Origin of the sequence: Natrinema sp. DC36 (genome assembly GCF_020405225.1) — an archaeon.
GTDB lineage: Archaea > Halobacteriota > Halobacteria > Halobacteriales > Natrialbaceae > Natrinema.
On record NZ_CP084472.1, the window covers coordinates 3810936 to 3828616 of the forward strand.

Genomic DNA, 17681 nt, shown 5'->3' on the forward strand with positions numbered 1-17681 from the left:
GGGATCGGTTCCGCTCGCTCGAACCGCCGGCTGACCCGGCAGGCTATTCACCTCGAGCGCGTACGGACGCCCCATGCTGTCCGACACGCCGGGACTCCACCACGTGACCGGGATCGTCGGGGACGCCCAGACGGCGATCGACTTCTACAGCGGCGTGCTCGGCCTCCGGCTCGTCACGCAGACCGTGAACTTCGAGGACATCCTCCAGCACCACCTCTACTTCGGCGACGCGAACGGGATGCCGGGAACGGTGCTGACGCACTTCCCGGATCCCCACGGCGATCCCGGTCGGCCCGGGACCCCCCAGATCGAATCGGTCTCGTTCGGGATCCCGGCCGACTCTCTCGAGTACTGGAAAACGAGACTCGAGGACCGCGACATCGCGGTGGAGGGGCCGCTCGACCGATTCGACGACCGGGTCCTGCGATTCGAAGACCCCGCGGGAACGCGACTCGAACTCGTGGCCGGGCCGCAGCTATCGAGCGATGTCGAGCCCTGGACTGCGGGGCCGGTACCGGTCGAACACGCGATCCGCGGCCTCCACGGCGTCGCGACGCTGTCGGTCAACCCGTACGCGACCGCGGGCACGCTCGAGACGCTGGGGTTCGAGCACGACGCGGAAGCCGGCGATCGGATTCGGTATCGAGCCTCCGGATCGCGAGCCACCGTCGTGGACGTGCTCGACCGGGACGCGCCCTTCGGCCGCGAAGGGCAGGGGACGCTCCACCACGTCGCGGTCCGCGTCGAGTCCGAAGCCGACCTCCACGAGTGGCGGGAGCTCTTCGACGACCGCGGCTACGACGTTTCTCGCGTCAAGGATCGCCACGTCTTCCACTCGCTGTACGTCCGCGAACCGGGCGGGATCCTCTTCGAACTGGCGACCGAGACGGACGGCGTCGCGGCGAGCGAAGGCAGTGAAGAACCCGGGGAATCGCTGTACTTGCCCGAGTGGTTCGAGGCGGACCGCGACCTGATCGAGAGCCAACTGCCGGAACTGACGGTTCCGACGGACCGAGCGCCGACCGGACGGGGTGAGAACCGATGACGAGGGCGGAGTCGGGCCGGCCGATGGACGCCGTCTCGGGGCCCCACGCCGGCCAGCCGCTGCTCACCGCCGGTGCGCCCGCGCTGGCCGCGGACGCGGCGCTCGTGCTCTGTCACGGCCGCGGCGCGACCGCTCAAGGCGTCGTCAACCTCGTGGAACCGGTCCACCGACACGGCGTCGCAATCCTCGCGCCGCAGGCCGAGCGGAGCCGCTGGTATCCGCGGCCGTCGACGGCCCCCCGAGCCGACAACGAACCGTGGCTCTCCTCGAGCGTCGAGTGCGTGGCGGCCGCACTCGAGAGCGCGCGAGCGATCGACGTGCCGCCCGAGCGGACCGTCATCGCCGGCTTCTCGCAGGGTGCGTGCGTCGCCGCGGCGTTCGTCCGCCGAAACCCGGCCCGCTACGGCGGCCTCGCCGTCCTCTCGGGTTCGCTCCCCGGCACGGTCGAGGAGATCGCTTCGAGCGCCATCGACGGCTCGCTCGAGAAAACGCCGATCCTCGTCGGCTACGGCGAAGACGACCCGCACATGGCTCCAGAGCGCGTTACCGAGACGGTCCGGCTGTTCGAGCGGGCGGACGCCGCGGTCGACGAGCGATGCTATCCCGAGACGGGCCACGAAGTCACCGACGACGAGTTCGCGGCAATCGGTGCGATGCTCGAGGAAATCCTCTAGCTCACCGTGGCAGCTGCTATCGGCGTAAAAACAAAGAATTGAGCTGGCCGCGCTCAGTGCTTAGACCGTCGCTTCCGGGTCGTCAGCGTCCGCTTCATCGACGGTCTCGAGGCTCTCGAGCGCCTGGATCACGTCGTTACGGTAGTTGACGACGGGAGAGTCGTATCGCTCGCGGGCCATCTCGGCGTACTCGTTCGTCGGTGCGGTCGAGCCGCTTTCCGGCGCTTCCTGCTCGGCCTCCCACTCCTCGAACGCCTCGATGCGATCGAGCGTGAGTTCGGCGGCTTCGACGACCCAGCGGTCGCGGGTCGCGTCGTCGACGATCGAGATGGACTCGGGCCGCAGGGAGACGTTGACGGTGCCGTCGTCGGTCTCGTAGGTGCGGGGTTTGCCGACGATGGAGACGTAGGCCGGCGGCTCCGTGTCCCGGAGGACCGAGGCGGCCTCGGGCTGGTACTGCCCGGCGTAGACGAAGAACGTCCCGGTCGGATCGACGACCCGGCCGCGCCAGTACTCGCTCTCGTCGCCGACGTCCTCGGTCTCGGTGAGGGTGCCGACGACGAACACGCGGTTCGCGCGGTCGCCCGTCGGGAGCAGCGCGTAGTTGGGCGCGCGCTCGTCGTCGCTCTCTTTGAAGGTGTACGTCGAGTCGTTGAATTCGGAGGCGAAGACGCGGCGGGCGACTTCGCGGGTGAGTTCTGACTGGCTCATATCACATCGACCTCGCTTTGATCAGCAGTTCCTCTGCATCCACCGGCCCGTCGAGTTCCTCGACGTCGTCGGCCAGGACGTAGCGGCCGAACGTCGGCCCCTCGATGCGGTAGTAGGTGCCGACGATATCGTCCCTGATCTCGTCGGCGACGACGGTCGTGTCGAGCGCGTCCATCGCCATGTCCTTTGCCTCCTCGAGGCTCAGCCCCGTCAGGTCCTCGGTGGCGTCCTTGTCGAAGATGACCTCGTGAGCGTCGATGCCGTCGTCGACGACGGCCTTGATGCGGAGGTCGAACTCGCCTTCGCCCTCGCCGTGTTCGTTACAGCGGCCGTTCTGGAGGACGCGCGTGCAGTCCTCCTCCGGGCAGCGCTTGATGAGGCCGCTGCCGCTTTGCATGTCGACCAGTGCGCCTTCGATTTCGCTGGTGTCGTTGCCGACCTCGAGGTCGTCGTCGAGCTCCTCGATCACCGTCGTCGAGTTGAGTTTGACCGAGTACCGGCCCTGGTACTCGTCGGTGACGACGTTGCGAAGTTCGTAGACGCCGCCCTCCTCAAGCGCGGGGAGGTCGGACTTGGCCCACTTGGTGAACTTGATCGTCCCCGTCGGGTCGCCGAGCAGGCCGACCTGCGCGACCGAGTCGCTGCGGGGATCCCAGAGTTCGATGACCTTGGCCGTCAGGTCGATCCATTCCTCGGGTTCGTCGACGTCCTCGACGTTGGCTTTCTCGCTGTCGCCACTCGAGATGTCCTCGCGCTCGAGGCCGGCCTCCTCGAGGTAGTGGTTGGTGACGCTCCGGCGCGCCTCGTCGATCGGGACTTTGTATTCGTCGACGAGCGTGGTCAGGCGCTCTTCGACGTCCTCGACGCTCACGTCGTCGAGGTGGTCCGAAAACTGCTCGTGTATGTCGTCCGCGTGTTGTCGTACGTCGCTCATTGTTTCTCGCCTCCTCTTTGGTTTCACTGGGAGGCATACGTCCGTTCGCGCCCGATAGTATTTAAAGTACCGCCACCGGAGCGGAAGTGAACGTCGGCGAAAGAAACCGCAAGCGGGCGTCGACGGAGCACCGTCGGTCTGGCGATCAGGTGTGGATCGGTCCAATTGGTACTGTTGTCAGGGTGTCATAGAACTCGTCGTACACCACCACTCCTTTGCATGCCGTGAAATTTTCCGTCTCTATACCCGCAGTATCATCTATGTCTGGATTGATTCAGCGAACGGCACGGGCGATCGATGATATGTGGCAGTCGATATGGCACGGGTCGAGTCGCGCCGAGAAAGTCGTGATCGCCATCGTGCTTCTGGTCACCGGATTGGCCATCCCAGTGATCCCGATCGTCTGGATCGCCCGGATTATTGCCAACTAATCGATGGAGCAACGGGGCGAGAGACGCGCTGTGTATCCCGCACGACTCGACGAACCTGCCTAGTATCTGCCAGAATTTTCCGTGTTCGACTGGCAGGTTATGCTGCCGTAATTTTCGGAGTGAATATATTGGGTATCTCTCACACGCGGTTCTGTATCTCCCATACCCTCATTCGCTACGTGCAGATGAGATCGTGACCGCGAACTTATCAAGTAGAGTGGCGTATAGTTCATTATCTTTCGTGACGTATAATCTGTGATCAGCGCTGATGCAAGTACAAGAAACTCGAGAAGTCGCGTGTCCACGATGCGGAGAGAACAGTCGCGTCCCAGTCCCAGAACGAGACGTCGAACTGAAAATCAGCCCGTACGTCGCCGCGTTCGGTGATCACACGGAGCTCGAGTGTTCGAATGAGCACACCTTCTGGGTCTACTACTGCTAATCGTACGCTTTCTTTCCCGGCCGCGCAGTTCTCTGACACACCCACTCTTGCTACTGCTCGCCGACCGCGAGCGCGGCCTCGAGCGCGCCACTGATCGCTTCGGTGCCCGCGTCGTCGACGGCGACCAGCGGCGGGCGGACTTCGTCGGTGGGGATAATGCCGCGTTCGGTCAGCGCCGTCTTCGTCGCCGGGGCGAAACCGTGGGTCGTACACGCCTCGAATAGCGGCGAGATCGCGTCGCGCTGGAGTTCGCGGCCGCGGTCGTCCTCGGCTCGTTCGAACGCCGCTCGTATGACTTCGGGGACGACGTTCGACAGCGCGTTGATCCCGCCGTCGGCCCCCATCCGCAGGGCGGGGACCAACAGCGCGTCGTACCCCTGCAGACACAGGAACTCGTCGGGCGTCTTCGCGAGCACCGACAGGAAATACTCGAGGTCGCCGCTCGAGTCCTTGATCCCGATCGCTCGCTCGTGGGCCGCGACGGCGGCGACGGTTTCGGGCTCGATGCGTTGACCGGTACACTGGGGAATGTTGTACAGCAAGACGGGGAGCGCCGCGTCCTCGAGGACGGCCTCGAAGAACCGCCGATTGCCCGCGGGGGCGTTCGCGGTGGTGAAGTACGGCGCGACGATCGCGGCGGCGTCGGCTCCCGCGTCGGCGGCGCGGTCGATGGCCGCGACCGTGTCGTCGACGCTCGTCACCGCGGCACCCGCGACGACGGGGACGTCGGCGCGCTCGACGGTCGCCTCGACGACGCGACGCTGCTCGCCGGCCGTCAAACTCGGAAATTCGCCGGTCGTTCCGCAGGGGAAGACGGCGTCGATGCCGCCCGACTGCAGGTGCTCGAGCAGGTCTGCGAGCGCCGCCTCGTCGATCGATCCGTCGTCGAACGGGGTCACCATCGGACAGGTGATCCCCCGGAGTGCGTCGCGGATATCCATGTCCGTACTCGACGGGAGAGTCGGGCAAAATCGTTGTCATCGAATCCGCGCGGCCGACTCCGACGGCTGCCGTCGCCGACGGGCCTATGTGCCCGCCGGTCGAACGGGTGTCCAATGGCGGATCGGCGTCGGCTCGAGCGGATCCTGCGCTCGACGCTGCAGGGCGCGGGCGAACAGTTCGAGGAGCTTCGCAGATCGACCGACGGCCAACTCGAGGAGGCCCGCGAGGCCTACGAGGTGGCGAAAAACGCCCGCGAGTTGCCGTCGGACGATGCGGGGCGAGCGAAAATCGTCTGTCGGCGCTACGCCGAACAGCGGGCGGCGAAGCTCGACGACGAGTACCGGCCGGCCTGTTACGAAGCGGACCACCCCGACTGCGAGGGGTGTGCGGAAGACGTCCGAAAAGGGCGAATCGAGACCTGGTAATATGGATCGGCCAATCGTCGCTTGCGTCCTCGCCGGCGGTATCGGTAGTCGGCTCTACCCCGCGAGCCGGAGCGACCGGCCGAAACAGTTCCTCGCGCTCGGCGGCGAGCGCTCGCTGCTCTCGCGGACGATGGATCGGACCGCGTTCGCCGACGAGCGCTACGTCCTGACGCGCGACTCCTTTGCGGACGATATCCACGAGCACGCGCCCGAAGCGGGCGTACTGGTCGAACCCGACGGGAAGGACACCGGCCCGGCGCTGGTCTACGCCGCCTGGCGGCTCCGCGAGCGGTTCGATCGGGAGCCGGTCCTGCTCTGTCTTCCCAGCGACCACCACGTCGACGACGACGCGGCGTTCGCCGCACGGCTCGAGCGCGCAGCCGAAATAGCGGCCGAAACGGACGGACTCGTCACGCTGGGCGTCGAGCCGACGCGGCCGGCGACGGGCTACGGCTACATCGTTCCCGAACGGAGCGAGTTCGGCGAGCGCGGTGACTTCGGCGTCGTCGATCGTTTCACCGAGAAACCCGACCGCGACGATGCGACGGGCCTCCTCGAGTCCGGCGCGTACTGGAACGCCGGGATCTTCGCCTGGACGCCCGGGGCACTGTTGCGGGAGGCGCGTAACTCGCCGCTCGAACCGTTGGTCGACGCGCTCGAGGACGGCGATCCGGAGCGGGGCTTCGACGCGGTCGATCCGGTTAGCGTGGATTACGCGATCATGGAACGCGCGACTGACGCGTTCGTGACGCCGCTCTCGGTCGAGTGGGACGACCTCGGGACGTGGGACGCCGTCGGCCGAGCGCTCGAGACGAGCACTGACGACGACGCGGGGACCGATACCGTCGCGGGAGACGTCCTCTCGATCGATGCGGCGGACAACGTCGTCGCCGCGCCCGACTCGCACGTCTCACTGCTCGAGGTCGATGAGTTGATCGTCGCCGCGTTCGACGATCGGATCCTCGTCGCGCCGCGGGGAGCGTCCCAGCGGGTCCGTGCTGTGGTCGATCGGCTTCGGAAACGTGACGCGTTCTGAGAGAAGGGATCGTCGCCACCCGGGGCGGTTCGTGATTCTCGACTCGGTCGTGTTTCTCGGTCCTGTCTTCTGAACTGATGAGCTTCTACGATACTCCCGATGCGTAGTAACGTAGTAACCGGAGAATCAAGCGAGAGCGGCGCGAGCCTCAGTTCGAGCTCGAGGGGTCGGTCTCGGCGTCACCGTTCGGCGGCCACGCCGCCCAGAGCACCAGCCCGAGGATGAGCACTGCGCCCAGCCCGAGCGACTCGAGGATGGACAGTTCGATGCCGAACCACGAGAGGGCCGTTCGGAGCTCGACGATGACCGGCACGAGGACGGCGATGACGACCAACAGCGCGCCCTTCGAGATGCGCATCTAGGGGAGCACCTCGCGGACGGACTCGAGGACGAGCGCGCGACCGGTCTCGATACCGAGCTGGAAGCCGTCGATATCGGAGCCGAACAGACCGCCCGAGTCGACGATGCTCGCCAGCGGGAGCGTGTACGCGAAGATCACGAGGACGACGGCGATCGCGGTCCAGAGCGCGAGGTTGTCGAGGATGGCCGGCGAGTCCTCGGGGCCCGAGAGCGTGCCGGCGAAGGTGTTGTCGGGGATCGCGTCGCTGGTCTCGTTGAACGAGGTCATGACCATGTTCAGGAGGAACAGGGCCAGCGACACGGTCAGTATCACCGCGCCGAGGGCGACCTGCGCGTTGATCTCGCCGACGGTGCCCACGGCGGGCTCGAACTCGAAGCCCTGGTACTGCGGTTCGGCGGTCCGGCGGGGCATCCCGAACAGTCCGGATCGGTGCATCGCGTTCGACATGAACGTCATTCCGATAAACCAGAGCAGTACCTGCCCCAGCGCGACCGATCGGTTCCAGAGTTCCTTGCCGGTCAGCTGCGGAATGAACCAGTAGGCGGCCGCCATGAAGGTCAGCGCGACGGCGGTGCCGACGGTCAGGTGGAAGTGGCCGACGACCCACCACGTGTTGTGGACGAGGTAGTTGATGTTCATCCCCGCGTTGATCATGCCGGAGAAGCCGGCCGCGGCGAACATCAGCCCCGCGAGCGCCATGCCGGTGAAGACCGGATCGCGCCAGGGTAGCGCGGTGAGCCAGCCGACGTAGCCCTCGCCGCCGCGCTGGCGCGCGCCGTGTTCCATGCTGGCGACGACGGTAAAGGCGGTGAGCAGGCTCGGCAGGAGGAGGAACATCGTGTTCGTCATCGCGATGAACTTGAACCCTTCAGCGATGCCCGGATCCAGATACTGGTGGTGAATGCCCAGCGGCGTCGAGAGCAACAGGAATAGCACGAAGACGACGCGTGCGAGCGGGTCGCTGAACAGTTTGCCGCCGGAGAACTTCGGCAACATCGTGTACCACAGGATGTACGTCGGCATGAGCCAGAAGTAGACGACGGCGTGGCCGAAGTACCAGAACAGCGTTCTGGTCAACAGCGGATTGACGGAGTCGACGATCCCCAGCGACCACGGCAGCAAGAAGGCGAGGATCGAAATCGCGACGCCGAGCGTACAGATGTACCAGAACAGCGTCGTCGTCAACACCATGAACGTCGGGAGCGGGATCCGTTCGTCGGGGTTCTCGCTCCGCCAGGCCCACCACGTCCGGAACCAGTCGACCCCGGCGAGCCAGGAGCCGACGACGAACAGCACCAGCCCGACGTAGAAGAGGGGATGTGCCTGCAGCGGCGCGTAGAACGTAAAGAGGACGTCCGCGTACAGTTCCGAGCCGAGTACCACGGGCGGCTCCTCGAGGAATCCGGCGAAGATCGTGACGCCGACCAGCACCGTTCCGACCACCATCATGGCGTACCAGCCCCACGTGAAGCGAATGTCCTCGACGCCGCGCTCGAGGCTGGTCGTCACCGCCCAGGTGAAGATCCCCACGAGGAAGAAGATCGTGAACGAAATCGCCAGCAAGACGCCGTGGGCGGTCAGGACGGTGTAGTAGTCCGGCGACTCGAGAAACCGGAAGACGTCCGTCCGGTGGAGCGCCTGCACGAGGCCGAGCGTCCCGCCGATCGCCAGCGCGATGAACGAGCTCCAGAACGCCGCCTTGATCACGCGCGCTTCGGTCGGGAACTGGTCGACGTAGGCGTTACGCATCGCCGTCACCCCCGTCGGAACCGCCGTCACCGCCGGCGGTTGCGTCGGTGACCGAGAGCGTTCCGGTCTCCTCGTAGCCGTCGACGGTGACCGTCCAGTCGTACTCGCCCGGCCCCAGATCGGCGGTGTCGACCGGGAACTCGACGGTCTCGCTACCGTCGCCCGAAACCGTGATTTCGCGCTCATCCGTCTGGTCGCCGATCTCGAGGGTCGCCGTCGTCTCGAGGTCGGTCTGCATCCCGTTTGTCACGGTCGCGTTGATCGTCGTCTCGTTACCCGCCGCGACCTCGTCGGGGGCCTCGACGGACAGCTCGGTCAGGTCGAACTCGTCTTCGGGAACGACGTTCAGTTTGCCCTCCATCGTGTGGTGGAACTCCCCACAGTACTCGTTACAGAGAATGCCGTACTCCCCCGGTTCGTCGAACCGGACGGTCATCTCCGAGACCTGCCCGGGGACGACCATCGTGTTGACGTTCGTCCCGACGACGGAGAAGCTGTGTGTCACGTCTAGGCTCGTAACGTAAAACGTGACCTCGCTGTTGGCCGGCACCTCGATCTCGCTCGGTGAATACGACCACGCCTGCGCGATGACGGCCACTTCGTACTCGTTGCCGCCGACGTGTTCGACGCCGGGCTCGTCGAACCGCTCGTCGTCGCCGACAGCGTCCGGACTGATGTCACCGCCCTCGTCGTTTATCATCGCGATGCCGGGGCCGATCGCGCCGTACGTGATCGTCGCGATGAAGCCGACGATCAACACCATCGACGCGACCAGCCAGACCTTCTCGTAGGTATGAATGTTCACGCCAGTCCCACCACCGTGAGCAGCGCGCCGACCACGGTCGGGCCGTTCCCGAGGAACTCGACGAAGTACATGAACAGCCACAGCAATACCAGTATCACGAAGTAGATCCCGATCAGGACCAGCGTCCCGATCGGATCGTACTCGTCGTGACCGATCGTCCGAACGTGTTCGGGATCCTGTTGCTGCGTTCCAGGATCCTGTTGGTGTGTTTGAGAGCTCATACGGATGAGTAGGGGAAGGTAGTGACTTACCGCCAGCCGTTATTCCCGAACCGTGAAAATAGCTGAGGGCATTAAACGTTAGTCGCTCCCAGTACCGGTATGGCTCTCGAGACAGTTGCGCCCCGACTCGCGGCGACCGCGGGGCTACTCGCTATCGTCCCAGTACTCATCTACGGCGTCACCGACTCGGGACTCGCCGGTGCCGTCAGCGCAGTCAACGTGGTCCTCATCATCGGCTCGCTGTACCTCGCGATGTCGCCGGTCGAGGGAACGCACGCCGACGGCCACGGACAGGACCACGATGGCGACGGAAACGGCACAGCCGGTTGAGCCGCCCCACCAGATGACGCTCGCCGTACTCGAACCGACACCGCTCGTGACCCGCTCGCACGCGTATCGACACCGATCGTGACCGCTCCGCCCGTGACCGTCCATAACCGTTCGTAATTTCATGTCAGTCGCATCGACCGCCTCCGTACTCGGCGCGCCACCCGAATACGGCCGGCTTTCGGCCGCCCCTCCGCTGATCGGAGCCACGGGAACGGGGACCGGACTCGAGGGTGTGAACCTGCTCGTGCTCTTCGTCGTCGGACTCCTCGCCGGCGCGCACTGTCTGGGAATGTGCGGGCCGCTCGTGACGACCTACGCCGACCGAATCGGGGGCGCGAGCGACAAGCGCCGCGACGATACGCTCACCGGGTACGAGGTGCGCCAGCACGCCCTGTTTAACCTCGGTCGAACGGCCAGTTACGCGACCGTCGGCGGCCTGTTCGGCCTGCTGGGCGCGGTCACGATCGCCTCGAGCGAGGCCGTCGCCGCGGTCGGCGACGGCGTCAGGGGCGCGACGGGGATCCTCGTCGGGATCGCGATCATCGCGAGCGGGCTCTATTACGTGCGGGGGCGGACTGCTATTCCTGGCCACGACCTCCCCGTCGTCGGCGCGTTGTTCCGCCGCCTCTCGGGGCTGCTCTCGAGTCGGGTCGATCGACTCGCGACGTCACCGGGGATCGCGGCGCTCGGCGCGGTCCACGGGCTCATGCCGTGTCCGATTATCTACCCGGCCTACCTCTACGCCTTCTCGCTCGGCTCACCGACGCGCGGAGCGCTTTCGCTGGCCGTCCTCGGACTCGGAACGATCCCGACGCTGTTCGCCTACGGCACCGTCATGACCACGATCGGCGCGGAGACGCGCGTGCGGCTCCACCGCGGGCTGGGCGCAGCGTTCATCGTTCTCGGCTACATTCCCCTCTCGCACGGACTGATGCTGTACGGAATCCACCTGCCGCACGTACCACTGCCGTACACCCCACTGTTCTAACGATGGTACGGGACTCACCGCCGACCGAGCGCTCGTCGGCAGCCGCGACGAAGACCGACGGCTCGAGCGCGGCCGGCGAACCGAGCGTCGATACCGACACCTGCGACCTCTGTGACCTGCCGACCCCCGCAGAGCCGATCACCGCCGCCGCCGACGTGACCGGGACCTTTTGCTGCCGGGGCTGTCTCGAGGTCCACCGAACCCTCGAGCGAGCGAACGACGCGCCGGACGAGTCGGCGGTGCAGTCGAGGCTCGACCGGCCAGACCGGGCCGGGGACGACCGCGACCGCGATCGCAATCTCGACGACCTCGACGGCGAGGACGCCTTCCTCGCGGTCGAGGGGATGCACTGCTCGACGTGTGAGGCCTTCCTCGAGACGACCGCCGAGCGCGAACCGGGGGTTCTCGGCGCCACGGCGAGCTACGCGACGGACACGATCCGGCTCGTCTACGATCCCGACCGACTCGCGGCCGACGACCTCCCCGATCTCGTCTCCGGCTACGGCTACGCGGCGTCCGATCGATCGGCCGCCGCCGGCGACGCGGGAGCCGACGACGGCCTCGCCCCGCTCTTGCTGGGTGGCTTCTTCGGGATGATGGTCATGGTGTGGTACGTCCTGTTTCTCTACCCGACCTACTTCGGCCTCGAGCCGGTCGCCGACTTCGGCGGCTACGAGACCGCCTTTCTCTCGGCGAATATCTGGCTGTTCACGTCGTTCATCCTCTTCTACACCGGCTACCCGATCCTTCGGGGTGCGTTCGTCAGCCTTCGGGCGGGACGGCCGAACATGGATCTGCTCGTGGCGACGGCCGCGCTCGGCTCGTACGGCTACAGCGCGGTCGCGGTACTGCTCGGTCACAGCCACCTCTACTTCGATGTCACCGTCGCGATCGTCCTCGTCGTCACCGCGGGCACCCACTACGAGAAGTCGGTCAAGCGCCGCGCGACCGGACTGCTCGCCGAACTGACTGAACAGCAGGTCGACGAGGCCCGCCTCGAGAGCGGCGAGACCGTCCCGATCGAGGCCGTCGCGCCCGGCGACCGGCTCCTCGTTCGGCCCGGCGAGCGGGTTCCCCTCGACGGCGAGATCCGAGAGGGGTCCGCCGCCGTCGACGAGTCGCTGATCACCGGCGAATCACTGCCCGTCGGGAAGGAGCCCGGCGATTTCGTCCGCGGTGGCACCGTCGTCACCGACGCCCCGATCGTCATCGCGGTCGGCGACGAGGCCGAGAGCACCCTCGATCGGCTCGTCTCCCTGCTCTGGTCGATTCAGAGCTCGCGGCCGGGCGTCCAGCGGCTCGCGGACAAACTCGCGACCGTCTTCGTTCCGCTGGTCGTCGTTCTCGCCGTCGGGGCGGCCGCCGTCTCGCTCGCGACCGGCTCGAGCGCGTCGACGGCATTGTTGCTCGGGCTGACGGTCGTGATCGTCTCCTGTCCGTGCGCGCTCGGGCTCGCGACCCCGCTGGCGATCGCCGCGGGCGTCCAGACCGCCGCCGAGCGGGGGATCGTCGTCGCCGCGGAGACGATCTTCGAGGACGCGCCAGACATCGACGTGGTCGTCCTCGACAAGACGGGAACGCTCACGACGGGGACGATGACCGTCGAGGACGTTCACGCGGTCGACGACGGCGACGACATGGTAGGCGAGAGCGACGACGGTAACGAGAGCGTTCACGCGATCGACGACGGCGACGAGGGTGTGAGTAACCGGGACGCCGACGAACTACTTCGGCGCGCCGGTGCGGTCGAAGCGCTCTCCGAGCATCCGATCGCGCAAGCCGTGGCCGACGCCGCGGCCGATCGCGCGGCGGCCGACACCGTCGCGAAACGCGCCGTCGAGGAATTCGAGCACGCCGACCGCGGTGTCAGCGGCCTCGTCGACGGCGAGCGCGTCGTCGTCGGCCACCCCGACTTCCTCCGGGAGCGCGGGCTCGCGGTTCCCGACTCCCTCGAGCCGCGGATCGACGACGCTCGCGCGGCCGGCCGCGTCCCGGCCGTCGTCGGCTGGGACGATCGGGCTCGCGGTCTCATCGTCGTCGGGGACTCGCCCCGCGAGGAACTGGACGACGCGCTCGAGACGCTCGCCGACGGGCGCGAGGTCGTCGTCCTCACCGGCGACGAGGGATCGGCGACCGAGGCGTTTCGCTCGCTCGAGGACGTCGATCAGATCTTCGCCGGCGTGCCGCCGGAAGCGAAGGCCGAAACGGTCGACCGGCTCCGGGCTCGAGGAACGGTCGCGATGGTCGGCGACGGGAGCAACGACGCGCCCGCGCTGGCCGCCGCGGACGTCGGGATCGCGATGGGCGGCGGGACCCAGCTCGCGACCGACGCGGCCGACGCGGTGATCGTCGGCGACGATCTCACGGCCGTCGCGGAGACGTTCGACGTCGCGACGAGCACCCATCGGCGGATCCGTCAGAACCTCGGCTGGGCCTTCGCCTACAACGCGGTCGCGATCCCGCTGGCGGTCGCCGGCCTCCTGAATCCGCTGTTCGCCGCCGTCGCGATGGCCGCGAGCAGCGCGCTGGTCGTCTGTAACTCCGCGCGTTCGATGTGAGAGTCTCGGTTACGCGAGTGACACAGCGGACCCGAGTTCCGACGCGGTGGGTCGATCGTCGCGGGACTACTCGTCGTTGCTATCGACCGTCACGACGCGCTCGACTTCACGGCGCTCGCCGTCCTCGTAGACGTAGGTCGCGTCGTCGTCCTCGTCGCGCGTCGCCCGATGGCTCCCGTCACAGAACGGAAACGAGTCCGACAGTCCGCACTGACAGACCGCGATGTCCCCCTTTTCGTCGTCAATATCGGACGGGTCGAGTCTCCGTGGCCCGCTGTCCTCGAGTTCGACCAGTCGTGTCATCGGGCACGTCTCGGGCCGCCGCGTTCAAAACGCTTCGCTCGAGTCGAGATAACGCTCTCGAGTCCGGTTTAGCCGCTCACTATCTCCTGTGAATGGAACAGTGGGTTCTGCTAGTGACTGAGTGAGATGAAGCGACCTGCTATCGTGGCAACAGGGAATCGCCACGCCCTCCCCAGCCGATTTCTGCTCACGGGCGCGCAGCGCCCGATCGCATGGTTCGCGGAACCGAAGGTTCCGCGCTAACGCTCACGCCTCCGGCGTTCGCTCATCCCTCGCGCAACGTCATCGGCCACCCTCACTGACGTTCGGCCGGCCGACAGCGCGCGCCACCGCATGCCGGTTAGCTGGTATCGAGTGATCCGCGGTTTCCCCGTACTCACCGGTAGTCTCTCATCCACTGCTTTTCAGTGATTCCTCTCGTCTCCGTCACCGAGGCCCTCGAGCGAAAGATCCGTCGCGTCGCCGACCAGCGCGTCCTCGATCGCGGTCCGAACCCTCGCCGGATCGGCGGGGCCGCCCGCGTCGGAGACGGTCCCTATCGACGCCGGCTCGAGGGGCACCCCGAGCGCGTCGTAGACCGGCGCGAGCACGCCCGCGAGTTCCTCTCGGTTCGCGACGAGGACGACGCCGGCGACGAGGGCAGCGCCCTGTCGGACGCGCTGGGCGATGCCGACGACTTTCCGCCGTCGCCGTCCGTCAGCGCTCGCGTCCACTACCGACAGCGAGTGCGTCCCCGGACAGAACGAGTCGTCGGGTTCGCCTCGAGTCGGCTCGAGGCCCAGCGCTTCGAGCGAGCGCTCGAGATCGACTGTCACGCGCTCGTAGCGCTCGGTCGTTCCGGCTCGGATATCCGGGATCGGTTCGACGCGAGCGAACGCCAGCGTCGTCTCCCCGTCGTAGGCGACCGCTCGCCCGCCCACGTCTCGCTCGAGGGGCGGAAACCCTCGCTCGCGGGCGGCTTCGCGGGCGCGATCGTATTCCTCGAGACGGGCGTCCCGACGACCGAAGGCGACCTGCCGGTGTGGCGTCCAGACGCGGACGGCGCGCTCGCCGTCGGCGGCGATCGAGAGCAGCCGCCGACTCGCGTCTCGATCGGCCGCGAGCGTGTCCCTCCGTCCGCGAACGACGCGCATACCGAACCGTTGAACCCGGTGAGACTAAACGCTCCCGCCGCCCAGGTCTCGACGAACGATGGCCGTCACGCTTCCCGAGACCGTCCTGGCGCGCTACGAGCGATTTTCGCTGTACAACTCGCCGTATCCCGCCCACGACGGCGGCTGTGCGATCGATCTGTATCCGGGGACGCTGATCGACGGCCGAACCACCGCCGCGCCGAGCCCGGTCGCCGGCACCGTCCGCGAGACGCGCACCGTTCGCGCGCCGCCGAAACCCTACGCGCCCGAGCACGATCATCTGATTCTGCTCGAGCCTGCGGATTCCAGCCCGCTGTCCGGGCTGACGGTCCGAATCCTCCACGTCGACCCCTCGGTCGAGGTGGGCGACCGGGTCGAACCGGGCGACTCGCTGGGCCGACTCGTCCGGGCGGGCTTCTTCGCGCCGTGGGTCGACAACCACCTCCACGTCGGCGTTCGCGAGCCCGATCAGAACCCCTATCGAGCAACCGGATCGCTCCCGATCGACCTCGGGGTGTCGGTCCGGCCCCTCGAGTGGGACGGCACCGGCCGAGTCGTCTCGACCGGCGACACGTACGCGGTTCTCGACGCGCCCGCACACCCCGACCCGGGAACCGAGTTCGTCGGCGTGCGAGCCGACGGCGGCGGCGTTCTCGACGGCGGACTGCCACACTACGACGGCGGCGGGCTGCTCGAGCGGGACGACTCACCCGCTGAGAACGGAGCCGACCGCGTCGTCTCGCTGAACGGCGACCGGCTCGGTGTGGCCGACGGTCGCACGATCGCGTGGGACGACGTGGCCGTCACGGCGAACGGCGAGGCGATCACCGGGCTGTCGCTGTTCTGCGCTCGAGACGAGGACTTCGGTGCGAAGCTGATCTGTCCGGATCGCGAGTTCGAGCGCGGCGAGCGCGTTCGGGTGCGCGTTCGCTCGAGCGACGACCGGCGAGACGACCGCGTCGGCTGACTCGTCGGGGTTTCGCCGACATCAGTCGGTTCGCTCGCGGTGGCGTGCCTTCGCCCGCTGGTAGGCATCGTCCTCGCGAACCCGTTCCCAGTACTCCGCGAAGACGAGCGCGGCCGCTCGCTTGTCGGGGTCGGCCCACTTTCGGGGCTCGCGCTCGGTTCCGTCGTCGTCGTACTTCCGACCGCCCGGATACGTCGCGTATCGCATCGCCCGGGTGTACCCCATCTGCAGGTACTTGCGAGCCATGTCCATCCCCGGAAACTCGTCGTTCGCCCGATAGCGTTCGTATCGCTCGTAGATCGCTTCGGCGGCCGCCTCGGCGGCCGCTTCGTCGCTGTACGACCACAGCGGGAGCAGTTCGCTCTTGTAGGGTTCGACTTTGAACACCCCTTCCTCGCCGCGACCGATCTCGTACGCGTCGGGATCGGCGCGGAAATCGATATCGTACTCGGGACCGTCGTCGGGGTCGGCGTCGTCGGTCACGTGCGCGGTACGGCGGCGAGGCAAATCAACCCTTGACAACGGGCACGTCGGGAAACGTAGCTGTCAAGAACGTCGCGGGCCCAGAAGTGGCTATGACCGACGACGCGCCGACGATGGACGCGGTCGATGAGTTCGACGACCTCGAGGCGATGCTCCAGTACTTCCTCGAGGAGAATCAGGAGTTCCTCTCGTGGCTCGGCACGACCGTCGACAACGTCGGCGAGGGGACGATGACGATGTCGATCCCCTACGACGAGAAACTGACGAACACGCGGCCGAACGCCGCGCCCGACGAGCAGGCGGATCTCCACGGCGGCGTCGCCGCCACCCTCATCGACACCGTCGGCGGCCTCTCGCTGCGGACGGCGATGGACGATCCCTTCGGGACGCGGATCGCGACGATCAACCTGAACGTCAACTACCTCCGTCCGGCGACGGGGGATCTCGTGGCGACCGCGGACGTGATCCGGGTCGGCGGCAGCGTCGGCGTCAGCGAGATCACCGTCGAGAGTACGGCACCCGACGGCGAGACGAAGGCCGTGGCGATCGGACAGGGCGCGTACCGGGTCTTCCGCGAGAACTCTCCGTAGCCACTGAAACGAGTCACACACTGATCGCAATGCGGTCGTTCGATCAGGAGGACGATGACTGTCAGTGGCTACTGAAACTCCGTTTCTCGTCCCATCTCACCCCGTCGGCTCACTGTCCCGTTCTCAGTTCTTTCGTCCCTTCTCTCAGGTTCGCGAGCGTCGAGACGCTCGGCAGTCAGGAGTCGACGGTCAGCACCCGAAGGCGAGCGATGGAGAACACGACCACGAGCGCGAAGGGGCTGGCGTACAGATAGTCGCCGAGCGAGGCGAAGTACCAGAACGCGTACGCGCTGATCCCGACGCTGGCCAGATACGCCGGTCGTAACCGCCGTTCGTTCATTCGAACCCCCTCTTCGCTCCGGTCTCGAGTCGCAGTTCGGTCACCGGTTCGACAGGCTGCGATCGACGCGATCTCATACGCCCCCGTTCGATCGGCGGCGTTGAAAAGGGACGCATTCGCGGCAGGGACGGCGTGACGCGCCGCACTCCCGATCGAACGACGGGAGCGCGGTTCTCGCTCACTGCGTTCGCTCCGAACCGCGGATCGTTCGAT

The 17681-nt window shown here is 66.8% G+C and carries 21 protein-coding genes; 10 read left to right on the forward strand and 11 right to left on the reverse strand.

Features of this window, described 5'->3' with window-relative positions; genetic code table 11:
* The first annotated feature begins 73 nt into the window (after nt 1–73).
* Nucleotides 74–1045, forward strand: coding sequence for a VOC family protein (locus tag LDH74_RS19390; protein WP_226040305.1), 972 nt, complete (start codon nt 74–76; stop codon nt 1043–1045).
* Nucleotides 1042–1719: a dienelactone hydrolase family protein gene (locus tag LDH74_RS19395; protein ID WP_226040306.1), complete on the forward strand. Its 678-nt coding sequence runs from the start codon at nt 1042–1044 to the stop codon at nt 1717–1719. Before LDH74_RS19390 ends, LDH74_RS19395 begins: the two co-directional genes overlap by 4 nt.
* Before the next feature lie 60 nt (nt 1720–1779).
* Here the strand turns inward: LDH74_RS19395 and LDH74_RS19400 are convergent, their stop codons facing one another.
* Both LDH74_RS19400 and LDH74_RS19405 read right to left on the reverse strand, forming a co-directional pair.
* Complete coding sequence (locus LDH74_RS19400) at nt 1780–2430, reverse strand: DNA-binding protein (RefSeq protein ID WP_180840106.1); 651 nt, start codon at nt 2428–2430, stop codon at nt 1780–1782.
* Nucleotide 2431: 1 nt separating this feature from the next.
* Entirely contained in the window at nt 2432–3364 is a 933-nt protein-coding gene (locus LDH74_RS19405) for a replication factor A (protein ID WP_226040307.1), read from the reverse strand.
* 260 nt (nt 3365–3624) lie between these two features.
* Here LDH74_RS19405 and LDH74_RS19410 point away from each other — a divergent pair, with 260 nt between their 5' ends.
* Nucleotides 3625–3795 (forward strand): hypothetical protein, encoded by a 171-nt coding sequence (locus tag LDH74_RS19410; protein ID WP_226040308.1) that lies wholly within the window; start codon nt 3625–3627, stop codon nt 3793–3795.
* A 492-nt stretch (nt 3796–4287) separates the two neighbouring features.
* Here LDH74_RS19410 and LDH74_RS19415 read toward each other — a convergent pair whose 3' ends face one another.
* Nucleotides 4288–5178, reverse strand: a complete 891-nt coding sequence (locus LDH74_RS19415) for a dihydrodipicolinate synthase family protein (RefSeq protein WP_226040309.1) — start codon at nt 5176–5178, stop codon at nt 4288–4290.
* Nucleotides 5179–5292: 114 nt separating this feature from the next.
* On the opposite strand from LDH74_RS19415, the gene LDH74_RS19420 reads away from it, so the two are divergent.
* Both LDH74_RS19420 and LDH74_RS19425 read left to right on the forward strand, forming a co-directional pair.
* On the forward strand, nt 5293–5604 hold the full coding sequence (locus LDH74_RS19420; RefSeq protein ID WP_226040310.1) for a hypothetical protein: 312 nt from the start codon (nt 5293–5295) through the stop codon (nt 5602–5604).
* A 1-nt stretch (nt 5605) separates the two neighbouring features.
* Nucleotides 5606–6640, forward strand: coding sequence for a sugar phosphate nucleotidyltransferase (locus LDH74_RS19425; RefSeq protein ID WP_226040311.1), 1035 nt, complete (start codon nt 5606–5608; stop codon nt 6638–6640).
* Nucleotides 6641–6788: 148 nt separating this feature from the next.
* Here the strand turns inward: LDH74_RS19425 and LDH74_RS19430 are convergent, their stop codons facing one another.
* Genes LDH74_RS19430 through LDH74_RS19445 form a run of 4 tightly spaced genes read right to left on the reverse strand, consistent with a single transcriptional unit; the run spans nt 6789 to nt 9776 of the window.
* The gene (locus tag LDH74_RS19430) at nt 6789–6998 is read right to left on the reverse strand and encodes a CbaC protein (protein ID WP_226040312.1); all 210 of its coding nucleotides are present in this window, start codon (nt 6996–6998) and stop codon (nt 6789–6791) included.
* Nucleotides 6999–8750: a b(o/a)3-type cytochrome-c oxidase subunit 1 gene (locus tag LDH74_RS19435; protein ID WP_226040313.1), complete on the reverse strand. Its 1752-nt coding sequence runs from the start codon at nt 8748–8750 to the stop codon at nt 6999–7001. It abuts the gene before it with no gap.
* The gene (locus LDH74_RS19440; protein WP_226040314.1) at nt 8743–9555 is read right to left on the reverse strand and encodes a cytochrome c oxidase subunit II; all 813 of its coding nucleotides are present in this window, start codon (nt 9553–9555) and stop codon (nt 8743–8745) included. Before LDH74_RS19440 ends, LDH74_RS19435 begins: the two co-directional genes overlap by 8 nt.
* A complete protein-coding gene (locus LDH74_RS19445; RefSeq protein ID WP_226040315.1) occupies nt 9552–9776 on the reverse strand; it encodes a signal peptidase complex subunit 2 in 225 nt (74 codons plus the stop codon). Before LDH74_RS19445 ends, LDH74_RS19440 begins: the two co-directional genes overlap by 4 nt.
* A gap of 99 nt (nt 9777–9875) precedes the next feature.
* On the opposite strand from LDH74_RS19445, the gene LDH74_RS19450 reads away from it, so the two are divergent.
* The 3 genes from LDH74_RS19450 to LDH74_RS19460 all read left to right on the forward strand — a co-directional run bounded on the left by LDH74_RS19450 (nt 9876) and on the right by LDH74_RS19460 (nt 13652).
* Nucleotides 9876–10106: a cytochrome-ba3 oxidase subunit gene (locus LDH74_RS19450; RefSeq protein WP_226040316.1), complete on the forward strand. Its 231-nt coding sequence runs from the start codon at nt 9876–9878 to the stop codon at nt 10104–10106.
* A 121-nt stretch (nt 10107–10227) separates the two neighbouring features.
* Nucleotides 10228–11094, forward strand: a complete 867-nt coding sequence (locus LDH74_RS19455; RefSeq protein ID WP_226040317.1) for a sulfite exporter TauE/SafE family protein — start codon at nt 10228–10230, stop codon at nt 11092–11094.
* A 2-nt stretch (nt 11095–11096) separates the two neighbouring features.
* Nucleotides 11097–13652, forward strand: coding sequence for a cation-translocating P-type ATPase (locus LDH74_RS19460; RefSeq protein ID WP_226040318.1), 2556 nt, complete (start codon nt 11097–11099; stop codon nt 13650–13652).
* A gap of 66 nt (nt 13653–13718) precedes the next feature.
* Here LDH74_RS19460 and LDH74_RS19465 read toward each other — a convergent pair whose 3' ends face one another.
* A complete protein-coding gene (locus LDH74_RS19465) occupies nt 13719–13955 on the reverse strand; it encodes a CDGSH iron-sulfur domain-containing protein (protein WP_226040319.1) in 237 nt (78 codons plus the stop codon).
* A gap of 404 nt (nt 13956–14359) precedes the next feature.
* Nucleotides 14360–15088, reverse strand: coding sequence for a lipoate--protein ligase family protein (locus tag LDH74_RS19470; RefSeq protein ID WP_226040320.1), 729 nt, complete (start codon nt 15086–15088; stop codon nt 14360–14362).
* A gap of 58 nt (nt 15089–15146) precedes the next feature.
* On the opposite strand from LDH74_RS19470, the gene LDH74_RS19475 reads away from it, so the two are divergent.
* Nucleotides 15147–16055 (forward strand): hypothetical protein, encoded by a 909-nt coding sequence (locus tag LDH74_RS19475; protein ID WP_226040321.1) that lies wholly within the window; start codon nt 15147–15149, stop codon nt 16053–16055.
* Between the two features lie 21 nt (nt 16056–16076).
* Here LDH74_RS19475 and LDH74_RS19480 read toward each other — a convergent pair whose 3' ends face one another.
* Nucleotides 16077–16538, reverse strand: a complete 462-nt coding sequence (locus LDH74_RS19480) for a DUF4385 domain-containing protein (RefSeq protein ID WP_226040322.1) — start codon at nt 16536–16538, stop codon at nt 16077–16079.
* 92 nt (nt 16539–16630) lie between these two features.
* On the opposite strand from LDH74_RS19480, the gene LDH74_RS19485 reads away from it, so the two are divergent.
* Nucleotides 16631–17128: a PaaI family thioesterase gene (locus LDH74_RS19485; protein WP_226040323.1), complete on the forward strand. Its 498-nt coding sequence runs from the start codon at nt 16631–16633 to the stop codon at nt 17126–17128.
* A gap of 175 nt (nt 17129–17303) precedes the next feature.
* Here LDH74_RS19485 and LDH74_RS19490 read toward each other — a convergent pair whose 3' ends face one another.
* Nucleotides 17304–17468, reverse strand: a complete 165-nt coding sequence (locus tag LDH74_RS19490) for a hypothetical protein (RefSeq protein WP_226040324.1) — start codon at nt 17466–17468, stop codon at nt 17304–17306.
* Nucleotides 17469–17681: the final 213 nt, after the last annotated feature.